Here is a 15,683-nt window from a genome sequence, read left to right as displayed (position 1 = left end):
TCTTCCGCTTTGACATGCCGACCGCTAGAGTGGCGCCACCGCGCAGGAGGATCGTATGGCAACCACGGGCTTGGGCTTCATCGGCCGCACGACCCTCATCATCACCGTGCTGCTCACCTTGGGCGGCTGCGCGACGTTGCGCCAATTCGGGCCGTCGGTGCAGGTGGCCTCGGTCACCCCCGGCCAGTACATCGCCCTGAAACGCGGCGACATCCTGACTACCGGCAAGCTCAGTTCGGCCACCATGGAGACGCTGCGCGTCGCCGGCCTCGACGAAGGCGTCTGCGCCAAGCCAGGCCTGCCCTGCATCGAGGCGATGGAAGGCAGCATCGTGGTGCGCGAGGAGGACAAGCGCTCAAGCCTGGCCGAGCTGTGGCTGCAGTATGCGATGACCTTGCCCGCGCCCAAGCGCGAGTATTCCACGTCAGGCCGCGCCAAGAGCGCGATCACCGAACTGGATGCGGACTTCCAGCCGCGCCTGGACGCGTGGATGCAGGTCGCGCGGCAGGCCTACGCCTACCTGTTCTTCACCGAGCGCACGGCCAACCAGCGCGGTTTCGAAGACCGCCAGACCCAGGTGCGCGACTACTACAATCTGGCCGTGCAGGAGGCCTCGGTGCAGTTGTACAACGCGTATGCCACTGGGCGCGTCCGCAACGATGCCAGCCACCTGACGCTGGGCCGCTGGACCTTCGTGCTGAAACCGTCCACCGATGCATCACCGTTGGACACACGAACGCCGACCGAACTGGTACCGGCAGCCTCGCTGTCGTTCACCGGCACGCTGCGCAGCGTGCATCGCCGCGATGGCTTCGGTGCCGAACTGGTGGCCGTGATGGATGATCCAGCCGCCACTACGGCCACCACGCCGCCGGCCACCACAGCCGCCGCGCAGGCCACCACGCCAGTCACGCAGAGCTGGAGCGAGATGCCGTCGCCATCGATGACGGTGCTGCTGCGCTTCTCCGGAAAGAACCTGTGGGAAGTACTGCACGACGACGAGCCGGAACTGGAGATCCACGATCCCTACCAGGTCACGGAAGTCACCCTGCATGGGCAGCAGGTGCCATTGGCGGCCAACTTCACTGCCGGCTATGCACTGTGGCTGGCACGCTCCAACTTCAGCCACCAGTCGCTGCGCTCGTTGTTTGGTGGCAAGGGTGGCATCGACACGCCGCATCTGTACATGATGCAGCCCTACGACCCGAACCGCCGCGTGCTGCTGATGATCCATGGCCTGGCAAGCAGTCCGGAAGCCTGGGTCAACGTCGCCAACGAGCTGATGCGCGACGACGAAATCCGCCAGGACTTCCAGGTGTGGCAGTTCTACTACCCGACCAACATGCCCATCGCGATGAGCCACGATGCGATGCGCCACACGCTGGATGAAGTGTTCAAGCACTTCGACCCCAGCGGCAAGGCGCAGGCCTCGCATGACATGGTGCTGGTCGGGCACAGCATGGGCGGGGTGATCGCGCGGCTGATGATCTCCTCTTCCGGCGATCATCTGGTAGAGACCCTGCTGGCGACTGCACAGATGACGCCGGCACAGCGCGAACTGCTGCGGACCAAGGGCGCACCGGTGCTGACCTTCCTGCCGGAGCCGGAAGTGTCGCGCGTGGTGTTCATCGCCACGCCGCACCGCGGTACCGACGTGGCGGGCACCCGCCTCGGCCGCTGGATCGGCCGCCTGGTACGGCTGCCACTGACTGTCCTGGAGGACGTGGCCACCATCGCCAACGACGGCAGGATCGATCGCAACGACGGCAAGCACGGCTACCAGATGAACAGCATCCAGAACCTGGACAAGGACGATCCCTTCGTGCGCGCCGTGGCCGACCTGCCGATGGCACCGAAGGTGCGCTACCACTCGATCATCGCGCGCGCCAAGGCAGATGGTCCGCTGGAAAAGACCGACGACGGGCTGGTGCCCTACTGGAGCTCGCACCTTCCGCACGCGGATTCGGAAAAGGTGATCGTGTCCGGGCACAGCGTGCAGGAAGCCACGCCAGCCATCGTCGAACTGCGGCGGATCCTGCATGAAGACATGCAACAGCACGGCGCCGTGGTGAAATAGCAGGGGGCGAATGAGGGGAAAACCCTCATCGCCTGTACGCATCCGCCCTTCTATGCTGGCTCCACTACCCCACTGGAGGTCCGCATGAAAACGCAAGAGCCCAGCCGCCACCCCAGCCCCGATCCAGCCGAGCGCGACGCCTTCTTCCCGTCGCCGTACTCGCTGTCACAGTTCACATCGGCGAGGAGCAACCTGTCTGGCGCCGACTATCCCGACGCTCGCCGCGATGGCCGCTGGAAGGTGCTGATGATCGCTGCGGACGAACGCTATCTGCCCACCGCCAACGACCACCTGTTCTCCACCGGCAACCATCCGGTGGAAACCCTGCTGCCGATGTACCACCTGGACAAGGCCGGCTTCGACATCGATGTGGCCACGCTGTCCGGCAACTCCGCCAAGTTCGAGTGGTGGGCGTTCCCGCATGAGGACAAGGAGATCGGCGGACTGTACGACCGCTACGAAGCCCGCTTCCGGCAGCCACTGCCGTTGGAAGAGGTGGTGGCAGGCCTCGATGCCGCGTCGGACTATGCAGCCGTGTTCATTCCCGGTGGCCACGGCGCCCTCATCGGTCTGCCGCAGAGTCGCGCGGTAAAGGCGGCCCTGCAGTGGGCGATGGCCGAGCAACGTCACATCATCACCCTCTGCCACGGCCCGGCCGCACTGCTGGCCGCAGGCGTCGACGAGGCCGACGGTGGTTCGCTGTTCCGCGGCTACCGCATCTGTGCATTCCCCGATGCGATGGACCGGCAGACGCCGGAGATCGGCTACATGCCCGGGCAGCTGCGGTGGTTCTTCGGTGAGCGCCTGGCGCAGCAGGGCGTGCAGATCGTCAACGACGGCATCGATGGCAGCGTGCTGCAGGACCGCCTGTTGCTGACCGGCGACAGCCCGCTGGCCGGCAATGCGCTGGGCAAGCTGGCCGCGCGCACGCTGCTCGACGCATTGGCCGGGCGCTGACTGGCGTGAGCGATCTGGTGCAGGCATTGCTGGAACTGGAACGCGCCCGCTCGCTGAGTGCGGTGGGCGCGGTACTGCACGGCATCTCTGCACCGCTCGGCTACGACCGCGTGCTGGTGTTCGCCACCGGCACGGGGTTGGAACGCGGTACCCAGCGCGTGTACTGGATCGAGGGCGACTGGTTCGGCGACGGCAGCACTACCGACCTCGCGCGCTACCTGCACGCCTGTCCGGTCAATCGCCACGTCCTGGACAGTGACGCGCCGTTCTTCTGGAGCAAGCGCCAGGGCGTTCGCGGCGAACGCTATCAGGTGGTGAAACAGCCACGTGGTGAAGGCCTGCACGGTCTGCAGGTGCCGGTGTTCGGCACCACAGGGCTGGAAGGCGCGATCAGTTTTGCCGGGACAGCGATCGATGCATCGGCCAGCGCGCGACTGCTGCTGGATGCTGCTGCAGCTGCAGCATTCCGTGCCGCACGCCGGCTTTCCGAGACGCCCACCGAGCTTTCCGGAAGTGCGTTGAGCACGCGCGAGCGCGAGGTGCTGCGTTGGGTCGCCGCCGGCCGTCGCCAAGCGGAAATCGCGGCCACGCTGGGGCTTTCCGCCCGTACGGTGGAGAATCATCTGCGACGCGCGCGCCAGCGCCTGGGCGTGGCAACCACCGCGCAGGCGGTGCGTGCTGCCAGTCGGCGCGGCGAGATCGAGGACTGATCCGGGCAAGACACTTCCGGTGCTCTGGTTCGCGTGTTACACACGCCATGCGCATGTGCGCGATTGCAGAAAGCAAGGACGATGCTTATGAAACTGCAACTGGCCGCGATGGCCGCGTTGGTGATGGCAACGGCAACCCTGGCTCCGGTGGCGGACGCCAATGCCGGGGGACCGAAAGAAAATGTTTCGTGCGTGCCGGTGAAAGTGGACCACAACCGGGTCCACCAGCACTGCACGGAAACCTACACCGATGAATTCGGCAACGTGTACGAAGCCGAGTACTGGATCGACGAGTACGGCAACCCTTACCTGCGCGACTGAGCCTGCGGGGGACTGCGCCGGGCCGCCCGCCGGTCCGGCGCGCATGCAGCGGCTGCCGCTCGGGCGCATGCTCTACCGGGGGGTAGTTGCACGACACCGCGCAGATGCGCGATTGCAGACACAAGGATGATGCCCATGAAACTGCACCTGGCCTCGATGGCCGCACTGGCCGTGGCCTTCGCTGGAATGATGTCGAGCGGCAACGCCAACGCCGGGGTAACCAGCCCACCCGGCAGCGTGACGCGCTGCGAACCGTTTGAAGTGGAGCGCTACCGCATCCACCAGCATTGCATCGTGACCATGCCCGATGCGGACGGCGAGATTTTCCTCACCGAGTACTGGATCGACGAATACGGCAACCCGTATCTGATGTAATCCTCATCGACAAGGAGTGTGGGAATGAGACTGCATAAAGGCGTATCGGTGTGTTCGCCTGCCACCGTGCTGGCCGTGTTGATGCTGGCCCCCGTCGCCACCACAACGGCTGCCGAGGTCATCGAGGTCCAGGAAGAGTGCGTGCCCTTCCGCATCGCTGGCAACGTGTTCCACCAGCGCTGCACGTCGTACTTGGTCTACGACGACGGCACCCGCGAAGTCACCAGTCATTACAACCGTGACGAGAACGGGATGATCTACGACCCCTGATCGCGCCCGCGCGATCCGCCGGGCGGGACCTTCACCGCCCGCCCGGCATCTTCCATCCGCCCATCCCGGCATATCGCCGACCCCACCGTCCATGGCATGCTTCATGAAACCGTTTTCATGGAATGGAGGGATTCCACGATGTTGTCGCGTTTCCGTCGCCCTGCGCTGTGTGCGCTGCTGGCGCTTGCTCTGCCTGCCGTCGCCTGGGCTGCTGCGCCGGTGCCACTGAAAGTGATGTCGTTCAATGTCCGTACCCCGGCCGATACCGAACCGGGCAAGCGCTGGCCGGACCGTCGCGATGCCATGGTCAAGGTCATCCTCGATGCACACCCGGCCGTGATCGGCACGCAGGAGCTGGTGAAGGAACAGGCCGACTTCCTGTCCGGGCATCTGCCCGGCTACCGCTGGTTCGGTGAAGGCCGCCGCGGTGGCAGCGGCGATGAACACATGGGCGTGTTCTACGACAGCAAGCTGCTGGCCATCGAGGAATCCGGAAACTTCTGGTTATCCGATACGCCCGAAGTACCCGGCAGCATCACCTGGGGCAACCTGTACCCGCGCATGGTCACCTGGGCCCTGTTCCGGCGCCTGGACGATGGCCGCCGGTTCTACTTCATGAATACCCACCTGCCCTACCGCGACGAGGACGAACCGCGCCGGGTGAAGGGTGCCGAGCTGATCGGCAAGCGCCTGCAAGCCCTGCCTGCCGACCTGCCGGTGGTCCTGACCGGTGACTTCAACAGCGAGCCCGGCGGTGACACCTACAAGGCGTTCACCCGCCTGCTGCAGGACACACGCACGCAGGTTAAGGCACCGCAGGGACCACGCCTGACCTTCCACGACTTCACCGGCAAGGCCACCGTGCAGCTGGACTGGGTGCTGGTGCGCGGCTTCCATGCCCGCAGCTTCCTCACCGATGACCGCCGCATCGACGGCGTGCTGCCGTCGGATCACTTCCCGCTGGTGGTCGAGCTGGACTGGCCGAAGCACTGAATCTCTGCGGCAGCCGTGGCTACCGCAGCGGCTGCCGCGACAACAGCCGGTACAACGCCAGGTGCTGGTTGCGCGCCTGGCAGATGCGGGCGCCGACAGCAAGGAACACGGCAACGCCGATCAGGCCCAGCCCCAGCATGGGATCAGGCAGTCGCAGGAACCCGATCGCAGCGGCCATCGTCGCCAGCACCAGCAGCACAACGACCGCCACCGAAAGGCCCGCGCCGGGTGGCCCCGGGTCGCCAAACAGCATGCGTTGGGTATCCCGCCTGTCATCGCTCATCGTCTTTACTCCCTGGAATCCGCCCCACTAGTTACACGGCGGACACGGCTTCCGGCAGAGTCAGAAACGTCACGACTGTGACAACGTCCACAGCACACACCGCGCTACCCTGCCCCCGTTCCCAAACTGTGGAGAAAGGCATGGCACACCAGAGTCGCCTGGCCGGTTTCATCATCGATTGCGAGGGCATTCCCGCCGACGAAGGCGCCCGCTTCTGGTCCGCCGCGCTCGGCCTGCAAGCGCAGCCCGCCTATGCCGAAGACGGCGCCGAGTACGCCGACCTGCAGGGCGCGCCCGCAGGCCTGAACGTGGAGGTGCAACGCGTCAATCACCCTTCACGGGTGCACCTGGACATCGAGAGTGACGACATCGACGCCGAGGCCGACCGCCTGGAGAAGCTCGGCGCGCGCCGGATCGGCTTCGTCAAGCGGTGGTGGGTGATGGAAGCACCGACCGGCCATCGCTTCTGCATCGTGCGCATGCGCGAGCGCGAGGTACCGGCCAATCGCTGGCCCTGAAAGAAGAAAGGGACGGAAGCCACTGCTTCCGTCCCCTGCGGTTACTGCACCTGCGCCACACTCGGCGGCTGCGGTGATTGACCCCAACCACCCAGCGCCTTGTACACCCCCACCACGCTGACGTTGACCTCGGACTCGGCCGCGGCCAACGCATCATCGGCTGCCAGCTGCGTACGCTGCGCATCCAGCAGGGTCAGGAAGTCCTCCGAGCCCTCGCGATAGCGGATCTGCGCCAGCGACTCGGCACGGCGTGCCGCCTGCGCCTGCTCGACCACGATCGCCAGCCGCGCCTGCTGCTTGGAATAGCGGGTCAGCGCGTTCTCGGTGTCTTCCAGTGCCAGCAGCACCGTCTGCTCATACTGTGCTGCCACGCCCTCAGCCTCGGCCTTGCTGGCACGCAGGCGTGCACGCACGGTGCCGAAATCGAAGGCCGCCCAGCTCAGCGACGGCGTCAGCGACCAGGCCTTGTTGTTGCCATTGACCAGGCCACTGGCATCGCCACCGAGGAAGCCGACGAAACCGGACAGCGACAGCCGCGGGAACAGATCGGCCGTGGCCACGCCCACCCGCGCGGTGGCGGCGGCAAGACGACGCTCGGCCACGCGCACGTCGGCGCGTTGGCGCAGCAGCTCGCGGGTATCGCCCAGCGGCAGCGCCTTGGCGAATGCCGGCACTTCGTGCGGCGCGAGCATGGCGGTCAGCGTTTCCGGACGCTGGCCCAGCAGAACCGCCAGACGGTTGCGCGACTGCGTTTCGGCCACTTCCAGCAGCGGAATGTCGGCCTCGATCGCCTTCAGCCGGGCACGACTGCTCTGCACGTCCAGCTCGCTGCCGGCGCCCAGCTCCCAGCGTGCCTCGGTCAGCTTCTGCGTCTCGCGCAGATTGACCAGGGTGTGCTGGGCCACGGCGATGCGCTTCTGTGTGCCGCGCAGCTCGAAGTAGTTGCGTGCCACTTCGGCGGCGATCAGTACCTGTGCGTCGGCCAGGTTGGCCTGCTCGGCGTCGAGGTCGGCACGCGCGGCTTCTGCAGCACGGCGCTTGCGGCCGAACAGATCCAGCTCCCAGCCCGCATCGAAGCCGAGCTGGTAGCTTTCACTGAACACCCGCTGCCCACCCAGCTGCGGATCGGGTTGCTTGCGGCGATCGTAGCTGCCGCCCGCGGTAACGTGCGGCGCCTGGTCGAAGCGGCTCTCGACGAACACCGCACGGGCCTGGCTGACGCGGGCCACGGCCACGCGCAGGTCCAGGTTATCCGACAGCGCGCCATGCACCAGCTCTTCCAGCACCGGATCATCGAACTGCGCCCACCAGCTGGCCACCGGCGAGGTGGTGCTGAACACCGGCTGCTGCGCACCCTGCAGCACCACCGGTTCCTGCACCGGCGCCTTGTAGTTCGGGCCGACGCTGACACAGCCTGCCAGCACCAGGCTGGAGACGGCCATCGCCAACGTGCGGATCACCATGGCAGCACCTCACCCAGGTAGGTGAAGCTGCCGTTCGGACCTTCATGGCCGATCAGTGCCATCTGCACGCTGGAGCGCGCACCTTCGCTGATCTCGATCTCGCCGTTGCCACCGTTCATGTCGGTTTTCACGTAGCCCGGATGCACGGTGTTGACCTTGATCTGGGTGCTGCGCAGTTCATGCGCCAGCGCCAGCGTCCAGCTGTTTACCGCCGCCTTGGACGCGTTGTACGCGGGGATCTTGAAATCGTAGATGCCCGAGGTCGGATCAGCGTGCAGGGTCTGCGAGCCGAGCATGCTCGAAACGTTGACGATGCGCCCGGACTTGGCCTGCCTGACCAGTGGCAGGAAGGCCTGGGTCACCGCAACCAGTGCGTACACGTTGGTGTCGAAAGTGCGCTTCCAGGTATCCAGCGACTGTTCGGACGGCGCTTGCGCCGGGTTCTCGATCATGATGCCGGCGTTGTTGACCAGGATGTCCAGGCGCCCATGGCGCTGGCGTACCTGCTCGACCGCTTCGGCGATGCTGGCTGCATCGGTCACGTCCAGCTGGATGGCTTCCACCGGCAGGCCCTCGGCCTGCAGCTTCAGCGCCTGCTCTACGGCGGTCTCGTGCTTGCGGCCGGCCAGCAGCGTATGCACGCCGGCCTGGGCCAGCTGGCGCACGGTCTCGGCGCCGATGCCGCGGGTGGCGCCGGTGACCAGGGCGATCTTGTTCTGATGAGAGTTCATGGATTCTTGCCTCGTGAGGGGGAAGCCGCCGCCGGCCAGTGACCGGCGGCGACGGGGTTCCATGTCAGTGATGGATGGTCGGCTCGCCGTGCTGCACCAGCTGGCCAGCACCGTTGCGGGTGACGAACTTGCGCAGGGCCACGTAGAACACCGGGGTGAGGAACAGGCCGAACAGGGTCACGCCCAGCATGCCGGCGAACACGGTGATACCGGTCACCGAGCGCACCTCGGCACCTGCACCGTGCGACAGCACCAGCGGTACGGTGCCGGCGATGAACGCGATGGAGGTCATCACGATCGGGCGCAGGCGCAGGCGGCAGGCTTCCAGCGCAGCTTCAACAATGCCCTTGCCGCCCATCTCCAGCTCTCTGGCGAATTCGACGATCAGGATCGCGTTCTTGCACGCAAGGCCCATCAGCACCACCAGGCCGACCTGCACGAACACGTTGTTGTCACCACCGGTCAGCCACACGCCGAACAGCGCGGACAGCAGGGTCATCGGCACGATCAGGATCACCGCCAGCGGCAGCGACCAGCTCTCGTACAGCGCGGCCAGCACCAGGAAGGCCAGCATGATCGCCACCGGGAACACGATGAAGGCGGCCTTGCCCTGGGTTGCCTGCTGGTAGCTCAGGTCGGTCCATTCGGTGGTCATGCCCACCGGCAGCACCTTGCCGGCGATCTCGGTCAGCTTGTTCATCGCCTCGGCCGAAGACAGCAGGCGCGGGTCGGCTTCACCGGCCAGATCCGCCGCCGGATAGCCATTGAAGCGCAGCACCGGGTCCGGGCCGAAGGTCTGCTTGATGGTGACCATCGAACCGATCGGCACCATCTCGCCGCGGTCATTGCGGGTACGCAGCTTGCCGATGTCCTCGACCGTTTCGCGGTACGGACCGTCCGCCTGCGCGATGACCTGCCAGGTACGGCCGAACTGGTTGAAGTCGTTGACGTAGGCCGAGCCGAGGTAGGTCTGCAGCGTGTCGAACAGTTCGGTGAGCTGCACGCCCTGCGCCTTGGCCTTGACGCGGTCGACCTCGGCATCCAGCTGCGGCACATTGGCCTGGTAGCTGGAAATCGGGAAGGCCATGCCCGGCGTCTGCGCAACGGTGCCCTGCATCGCCTGTACGGCATTCTGCAGCGCGCCGTAACCCAGGTTGCCACGGTCCTCGATGAACATCTGGTAGCCGTTGCCGTTGCCCAGGCCGAGGATCGGCGGCGGCATCATCGAGAAGGCGAAGCCTTCCTGCAGGCCGGCGATCTTCTGGTTGATCTCGGCGTTGATCTGCGCGGCGGTACGGCCATGGCGCTCGGCGAACGGCTTGAGCGGAATGAACGCCACACCGGTGTTCGGCGTATTGGTGAACTGCAGCGCGTTCAAACCCGGGAACGAGATGGTGTGGGCCACGCCATCGGTTTCCTGGGCGATCTTGGCGACCTTGCGCAGCATTTCATCGGTACGCGCGATCGACGAACCTTCCGGCAGCTTCACACCGGCAATCAGGTACAGCTTGTCCTGGGTCGGGATGAAGCCCGGCGGCACCAGCTTGAAGATCACACCGGTACCGACCAGCAGGATCGCGTAGACCACGAACACCGCACCACGACGGCCGAGGATGCGGGCCACGCCGCGCTCGTACTTCTCCGAACTGGACTTGAAGAAGCGGTTGAACGGACGGAACACCCAGCCGAACAGGCGGTCGATCAAGCGGCTCGGGCCGTCCTTCGGCGCACCATGGGCCTTCAGCAGGCGCGCGGCCAGGGCCGGCGACAGGGTCAGCGAGTTGATTGCCGAGATCACCGTGGAGATGGCGATGGTGACCGCGAACTGCTTGTAGAACTGGCCGGTGACACCCGACAGGAAGGCCATCGGCACGAACACGGCACACAGCACCAGCGCGATCGCGATGATCGGGCCGGACACCTCACGCATGGCCTGGTGGGCCGCGGCGGTGGGCGACAGGCCTTCTTCGATGTTGCGCTCGACGTTCTCCACCACCACGATCGCGTCATCGACCACGATGCCGATCGCCAGCACCAGGCCAAACAGGCTCAGCGTGTTGATCGAGAAGCCCAGCAGGTACAGCGCAGCAAAGGTACCGACCACCGACACCGGCACCGCGATCAGCGGAATGATCGACGCACGCCAGGTCTGCAGGAACAGGATCACCACCAGCACCACCAGCGCGATGGCTTCCAGCAGCGTGGAGACCACGGCCTTGATCGAGTCGCGCACGAAGATGGTGGTGTCATACACGGCTTCGTACTTCACGTCGGCCGGCATGGTCTTCTGCATCTCGTCCATCGTCGAGATGACCTGGTCACGGATCTCCAGTGCATTGGCACCCGGCGACTGGAAGATACCGATGCCCACCGCGTTCTTGCCGTCCAGCTGCGAACGCAGGGTGTAGTCACCGGCACCCAGTTCCAGACGGGCCACATCGGCCAGGCGCACGATCTCGCCATCAACACCGCTCTTGAGCACGATGTCGCCGAATTCCTTTTCGGTCTTCAGGCGGCCCTGGGCATTGATCAGGGTCAGGAACTGGCTGTTCGGCAGCGGTTCGGCACCAAGCTGGCCGGCCGAGACCTGCACGTTCTGCTCGCGCATCGCGCGCACCACGTCACTGGCGGTCAGGCCGCGCGAGGCGACCTTGTCCGGGTCCAGCCAGGCGCGCATGGCGTAGTCACCACCACCGAAGATCTGCGCGTCACCCACGCCCGGAATACGCGCCAGCGCATCCTTGACGTGCAGGCGGGCGTAGTTGCGCAGGTACAGGGTGTCGTACTTGCCGTTCGGCGAGGTCAGGTGCACCACCATCAGGAAGGTCGGTGACTGCTTCTGCGTGGTCACGCCCTGCCGGCGCACGTCCTCGGGCAGGCGCGCCTGCGCCTGCGCCACGCGGTTCTGCACCTTCACCGCCGCCGCGTCCGGATCGGTGCCCGGGCGGAAGGTGACGGTCATCTGCAGCACACCGTCCGAGCCGGCGACCGACTTCAGGTACATCATGCCTTCGACGCCATTGATCGCCTCTTCAAGCGGCGTGGCGACGGTCTCGGCAATGACCTTGGGGTTGGCGCCCGGATACACCGTGCGCACGACCACCGACGGCGGCACCACTTCCGGGTACTCGCTGATCGGCAGGATTGGAATCGTGATCAGGCCTGCGGCGAAGATCACGATCGACAGTACCGCCGCGAAGATCGGCCTGTCGATGAAGAAACGGGAAAAGTCCATGGAGGAATTCCTGGGAAAGGCGTTCGGCGGGCAACAGCCTCCCCGCCCCTCGCCGGGATGACGAAGGCAGGGAAGGCTGCTGCTGGCGCCGGCAGCTAAGCGGGGACGCGGATCAGGAGACGGCGGATCAGTGGTTCAGCGCGGCGGTGGCATCGCGGCCCGGTGCCGGCGGCGCAGCCTGCGGCTGCATCGCCACGGCCTTGGCCTGCACCGGCATGCCCGGCATGAAGACCTTCTGCACGCCGTCGATGATCACCTTGTCGCCGGCGGCCAGGCCGTGCTCGACAATACGCAGGCCGTCGGCGGTGCGGCCGAGCTGGATGTCACGGCGCTGGGCCTTGCCATCCTTGTCGACCACGTACACGTACTTGCGATCCTGGTCGGTCAGAACGGCCTTCTCGTCGATCAGCAGGGCCTGGAACTGGCCGCTGCCGAGCAGCTGCACGCGGGCGAACAGGCCCGGCGTGAACTGGCGATCGGCGTTGTCCAGCAGCGCGCGGACGCGGATGGTACCGGTGCTGCGGGCCACCTGGTTGTCGAGGAAGTCGACCTTGCCCGAATGCGGGTAACCCTCTTCGCCGGACAGGCCGACATTCACCGGCAGATCGCTGTCACGCTCGCTCGGGCGTTCACCCTTGCGTGCCATCTGTGCATAGCGAAGGAAAGTGCTTTCATCGGCATCGAAGTAGACGAACACGGTGTCCAGCGAGACCAACGTGGTCAGCACGCTGGCACTGTCGCCGGCGGTGACCAGGTTGCCGGCGGTGACCATCGCGCGGCCGGCACGGCCGTCGATCGGCGCACGCACCTTGGTGAACTCCAGGTTGAGGCGGGCCGCATCCAGCGCAGCCTGGGCCGCCTGTACAGCGGCGCCGGACTGGTCAGCCGCAGCGCGACGCTGCTCGGCCGTCTCGGTGGAAATGGCCTGCTGCTCGGACAAGCGCTTGGCACGCTCGGATTCACTGCGGGCCAGCGTGGCCTGGGTGCGGGCGCGGGCCAGTTCGGCAGCGGCGCGATCGTACTCGGCCTGGTAACTGCGCGCGTCGATGGTGAAGAGCACTTCGCCCTTCTTCACTTCCTGGCCTTCGACGTAGTTGACCTTGTCGATGTAGCCGGACACGCGCGGGCGCAGTTCAACGCTCTGTACCGCTTCGACGCGGCCGCTGAACTCGTCCCACTGGCTGACCTGCTTGACCAGCACCGGTGCAGCACTGACCTGCGGCGGCGGCGGTGCACCGGCTTCTTCGGCATGGCCGCCGCTGCAGGCCGCCAGCACGGCTGCGGCGAGGATCGACACGCCGACCATCGCGATGCGATGGCCGAAACGATGTGGGGTGGAATTGGGGGAAGTCATGGCATGCATCCGTACGGAGGGGTGGTACAGCTAGATGAGAACGTGTTGCAAAAACAGGCGGCGTATCCTGCGACCTCAACCACGGTCGAGGTCAAGCGACGCCCGCGGTATCGCGCCAGAGGGGAGGAACGTCCAGGTGCAGCAGCCCGCGCGGCAATTCGGCATCACTGCTGTCGCAGCGGACGATGGCGCGGTTGTCGCGGCAGCCATCGAGCAGGGAGACCACGCGACGGCCGACCAGCAGTGAGCTGGGCCACTCGATGCAGGCATTGGCCGCGTTGGCCGGCGTACACACCGGGCTGCAGACTTCCAGCATCTGCGCGCGCACGCCCAATGCCTGGGCTTCCTGGTGCACCACCTGCGCGTACATGCGCAGCGCGGCGGTGGTGATCGAGGTTTCGCCGTAGCCCGCCCATGGCTTGGCATTGGCCGGGCTGCCGATCATCACGTAGCGGCGCGCATGCACGTTGTCCTGCAGCAGCGGCAGCAGATGACGCACTGCGTGCACGTGCGGCATCAGATCGGCCTGCATCGCGCCCAGCAGTTCATCACCGTTGCGGTCAGTCACCCGGCCGCGACGGTAAGGGCCGCCCATTGCGGCGATCACTGCCGCCAGCGGACGCGGGCGATGCGCGATGCGTTCGGCCAGTGCGCGCGCCGAGCCGTCATCGCTGAGCGAACCCAGCAGCGTTTCCAGGCCCGGCTCATCAGCAAACTGCTCATGCAGCGCCGCCAGCCGGCCCGGGTCGCGACCGATCACCAACACCGGGCTGCCGGCTTCCAGCAGTGCGCCAACCACGCCCTGGCCGACGGCACCGGTACCGCCGAGGACCAGGACTTCGGGCGTCAGCATCCCATTCACGGGACATTTCCTCCCAAATCCGGGATAGTCCCGATTCGACGCAGCCGATCGCCCTTGTGCGGGGACAGGCGGATGGCACCGCCACGCTGCTGACGCATGGGCGCGGTAAACTCACGGAAGTCCTTGTGTACCAAGGAACTCGGGCGGACTTCAACGGTCATTGCCAGGTCCAGGGTGCTCTGGCCGGCGTTCCGGAGACGGGCAAGAATGTTGCGCAGGCTCATAGCGGACGGGCTCCAAATAACGAATGGCGCCACGATAGACCTCAAACCTTTACTTGATTAGTCCTGATTAAGGGGAATAATCATCCCGCTCCCGGTCCAATCGTTCTGTCACGATTGTCCCATCCCCGACGTCCAGGATCCCAGACCATGTCCCACGATCTCAACGAGACGCTGATCTTCGTCAAAGTGGTCGAGCAAGGCAGTTTCATTGCCGCTGCCAAATCGCTCGGCCTGCCCAAGACCACGGTCAGCCGCAAAGTGCAGGAGCTGGAAACGCGCCTGGGTGCGCGCCTGCTGCACCGGACCACCCGCCGCCTCGGCCTGACCGAAGCGGGTTCGATCTACCACGAACATTGCCAGCGCATCGCGCGCGAGCTGGAAGAAGCCGAGAGCGCGGTGAGCCAGCTGCAGTCCGGTCCGCGCGGCTGGCTGCGCTTCACTGTGCCTTACTCGATCGGCATCACCTGGATTGCGCCGCTGCTGGGCCAGTTCCATGCGCAGTACCCAGAGATCCGCTTGGACATGCACATGGGCAACGAGAAGCTGGACCTGATTGCAGGTGAGGCGGACTTGGCCCTGCGCGTGGGTGCCCTGCCCGATTCCAACCTGGTGGCACGCAAGCTGGGCAGCCTGCGCACGCAGGTGTTCGCCAGCCCCGCCTACATCGAACGCTATGGTGAGCCGCTGCACCCGGAAGAGCTGCAGTTCCATCGCATCCTGGCGATGCGCAAGCCGTACCACACCGGCAACTCGCCGCGCTTCACCTGGCAGCTGGGCGAGAACGGCGGCGAGCTGCGCGACTTCCCGGTCACCCCACTGATGACCGCCAATGACATGTCCGCGCTCAATGGTGCGCTGGTGTGTGGCGAAGGCCTGCTGCTGACCGGCGACGTGATGGCCAAGCCGTTCGTTGAGTCGGGCATGGTGCGCCGCGTGCTGGCTGGCTGGACCGGGCCGGAAGTGGACTTCAACGCCGTGTTCGCCGGTGGCCGCCTGGTCTCGCCGAAGGTGCGTGCATTCGTCGACTTCCTGGTCGAGAAGCTCAACTTCGACGCCAACTACATGCTGGCGCAGTGCCCGGGCGCGAAGCTGGCGCAGCAGCAGAAGGAAAAGGAAGACGCCGCGCTGGAAAGCAGCGGCAAGCGGATCCTGGAGAAGGTGGCCGCTTCTGCGGCATGACCGGAAGCATCCACGCATGGCGTGGATCTACCGGCATTCCGTAGAGTCGGGGGTGGGGGGGGGGGGGTGGGGGGGGGGGGGGCCCGCGCCGCGCCCCGCGGGGGGGGGGGGGGGGGGGGGGGGGCGCCGGC

General features: G+C 66.0%; 16 protein-coding genes. 9 read left to right on the top strand and 7 right to left on the bottom strand.

Annotated elements, in window-relative coordinates; all coding sequences use genetic code 11:
- Positions 1-55 precede the first annotated feature (55 nt).
- The 7 genes from V3B46_RS19460 (at position 56) to V3B46_RS19430 (ending at position 5,703) form a co-directional block, all read left to right on the top strand.
- Positions 56-2,077 carry an esterase/lipase family protein gene (locus V3B46_RS19460; protein ID WP_154263216.1) on the top strand — a complete coding sequence of 674 codons (2,022 nt, stop codon included), beginning with the start codon at positions 56-58 and terminating at the stop codon, positions 2,075-2,077.
- Between the two features lie 84 nt (positions 2,078-2,161).
- Positions 2,162-3,034, top strand: coding sequence for a glyoxalase III HchA (hchA, locus tag V3B46_RS19455; RefSeq protein WP_154263214.1), 873 nt, complete (start codon positions 2,162-2,164; stop codon positions 3,032-3,034).
- 5 nt (positions 3,035-3,039) lie between these two features.
- Positions 3,040-3,744 (top strand): PA1136 family autoinducer-binding transcriptional regulator, encoded by a 705-nt coding sequence (locus tag V3B46_RS19450; RefSeq protein ID WP_154263213.1) that lies wholly within the window; start codon positions 3,040-3,042, stop codon positions 3,742-3,744.
- A gap of 87 nt (positions 3,745-3,831) precedes the next feature.
- A complete protein-coding gene (locus tag V3B46_RS19445; protein WP_032128272.1) occupies positions 3,832-4,065 on the top strand; it encodes a hypothetical protein in 234 nt (77 codons plus the stop codon).
- Between the two features lie 135 nt (positions 4,066-4,200).
- A complete protein-coding gene (locus tag V3B46_RS19440; RefSeq protein WP_317217777.1) occupies positions 4,201-4,440 on the top strand; it encodes a hypothetical protein in 240 nt (79 codons plus the stop codon).
- A 24-nt stretch (positions 4,441-4,464) separates the two neighbouring features.
- Positions 4,465-4,710: a hypothetical protein gene (locus V3B46_RS19435; protein WP_154263212.1), complete on the top strand. Its 246-nt coding sequence runs from the start codon at positions 4,465-4,467 to the stop codon at positions 4,708-4,710.
- Between the two features lie 138 nt (positions 4,711-4,848).
- The gene (locus tag V3B46_RS19430) at positions 4,849-5,703 is read left to right on the top strand and encodes an endonuclease/exonuclease/phosphatase family protein (protein ID WP_329892666.1); all 855 of its coding nucleotides are present in this window, start codon (positions 4,849-4,851) and stop codon (positions 5,701-5,703) included.
- A gap of 19 nt (positions 5,704-5,722) precedes the next feature.
- Here V3B46_RS19430 and V3B46_RS19425 read toward each other — a convergent pair whose 3' ends face one another.
- Entirely contained in the window at positions 5,723-5,986 is a 264-nt protein-coding gene (locus tag V3B46_RS19425) for a hypothetical protein (protein WP_329892665.1), read from the bottom strand.
- Positions 5,987-6,126: 140 nt separating this feature from the next.
- Here V3B46_RS19425 and V3B46_RS19420 point away from each other — a divergent pair, with 140 nt between their 5' ends.
- Complete coding sequence (locus V3B46_RS19420) at positions 6,127-6,504, top strand: VOC family protein (protein WP_154263208.1); 378 nt, start codon at positions 6,127-6,129, stop codon at positions 6,502-6,504.
- A 41-nt stretch (positions 6,505-6,545) separates the two neighbouring features.
- Here the strand turns inward: V3B46_RS19420 and V3B46_RS19415 are convergent, their stop codons facing one another.
- The 6 genes from V3B46_RS19415 to V3B46_RS19390 form a co-directional block, all read right to left on the bottom strand.
- Positions 6,546-7,967 (bottom strand): efflux transporter outer membrane subunit, encoded by a 1,422-nt coding sequence (locus V3B46_RS19415; protein ID WP_154263207.1) that lies wholly within the window; start codon positions 7,965-7,967, stop codon positions 6,546-6,548.
- A complete protein-coding gene (locus V3B46_RS19410; protein WP_329892664.1) occupies positions 7,961-8,698 on the bottom strand; it encodes an SDR family oxidoreductase in 738 nt (245 codons plus the stop codon). The genes V3B46_RS19415 and V3B46_RS19410 overlap by 7 nt, the downstream gene beginning before the upstream one ends.
- 64 nt (positions 8,699-8,762) lie before the next feature.
- Positions 8,763-11,933, bottom strand: coding sequence for an efflux RND transporter permease subunit (locus tag V3B46_RS19405; protein ID WP_329892663.1), 3,171 nt, complete (start codon positions 11,931-11,933; stop codon positions 8,763-8,765).
- Between the two features lie 127 nt (positions 11,934-12,060).
- Entirely contained in the window at positions 12,061-13,287 is a 1,227-nt protein-coding gene (locus V3B46_RS19400; RefSeq protein WP_329892662.1) for an efflux RND transporter periplasmic adaptor subunit, read from the bottom strand.
- A 91-nt stretch (positions 13,288-13,378) separates the two neighbouring features.
- Positions 13,379-14,149, bottom strand: coding sequence for an SDR family oxidoreductase (locus V3B46_RS19395; protein ID WP_329892661.1), 771 nt, complete (start codon positions 14,147-14,149; stop codon positions 13,379-13,381).
- Complete coding sequence (locus tag V3B46_RS19390) at positions 14,146-14,373, bottom strand: hypothetical protein (protein WP_154263201.1); 228 nt, start codon at positions 14,371-14,373, stop codon at positions 14,146-14,148. Before V3B46_RS19390 ends, V3B46_RS19395 begins: the two co-directional genes overlap by 4 nt.
- A gap of 147 nt (positions 14,374-14,520) precedes the next feature.
- Between V3B46_RS19390 and V3B46_RS19385 the strand changes: the two genes are divergently transcribed.
- The gene (locus V3B46_RS19385) at positions 14,521-15,552 is read left to right on the top strand and encodes a LysR family transcriptional regulator (RefSeq protein ID WP_005409107.1); all 1,032 of its coding nucleotides are present in this window, start codon (positions 14,521-14,523) and stop codon (positions 15,550-15,552) included.
- Positions 15,553-15,683 lie beyond the last annotated feature (131 nt).

Origin of the sequence: Stenotrophomonas sp. SMYL11, assembly GCF_036320005.1 — a bacterium.
GTDB lineage: Bacteria > Pseudomonadota > Gammaproteobacteria > Xanthomonadales > Xanthomonadaceae > Stenotrophomonas > Stenotrophomonas maltophilia_A.
This window is presented reverse-complemented; position numbering and strand designations above follow the sequence as displayed.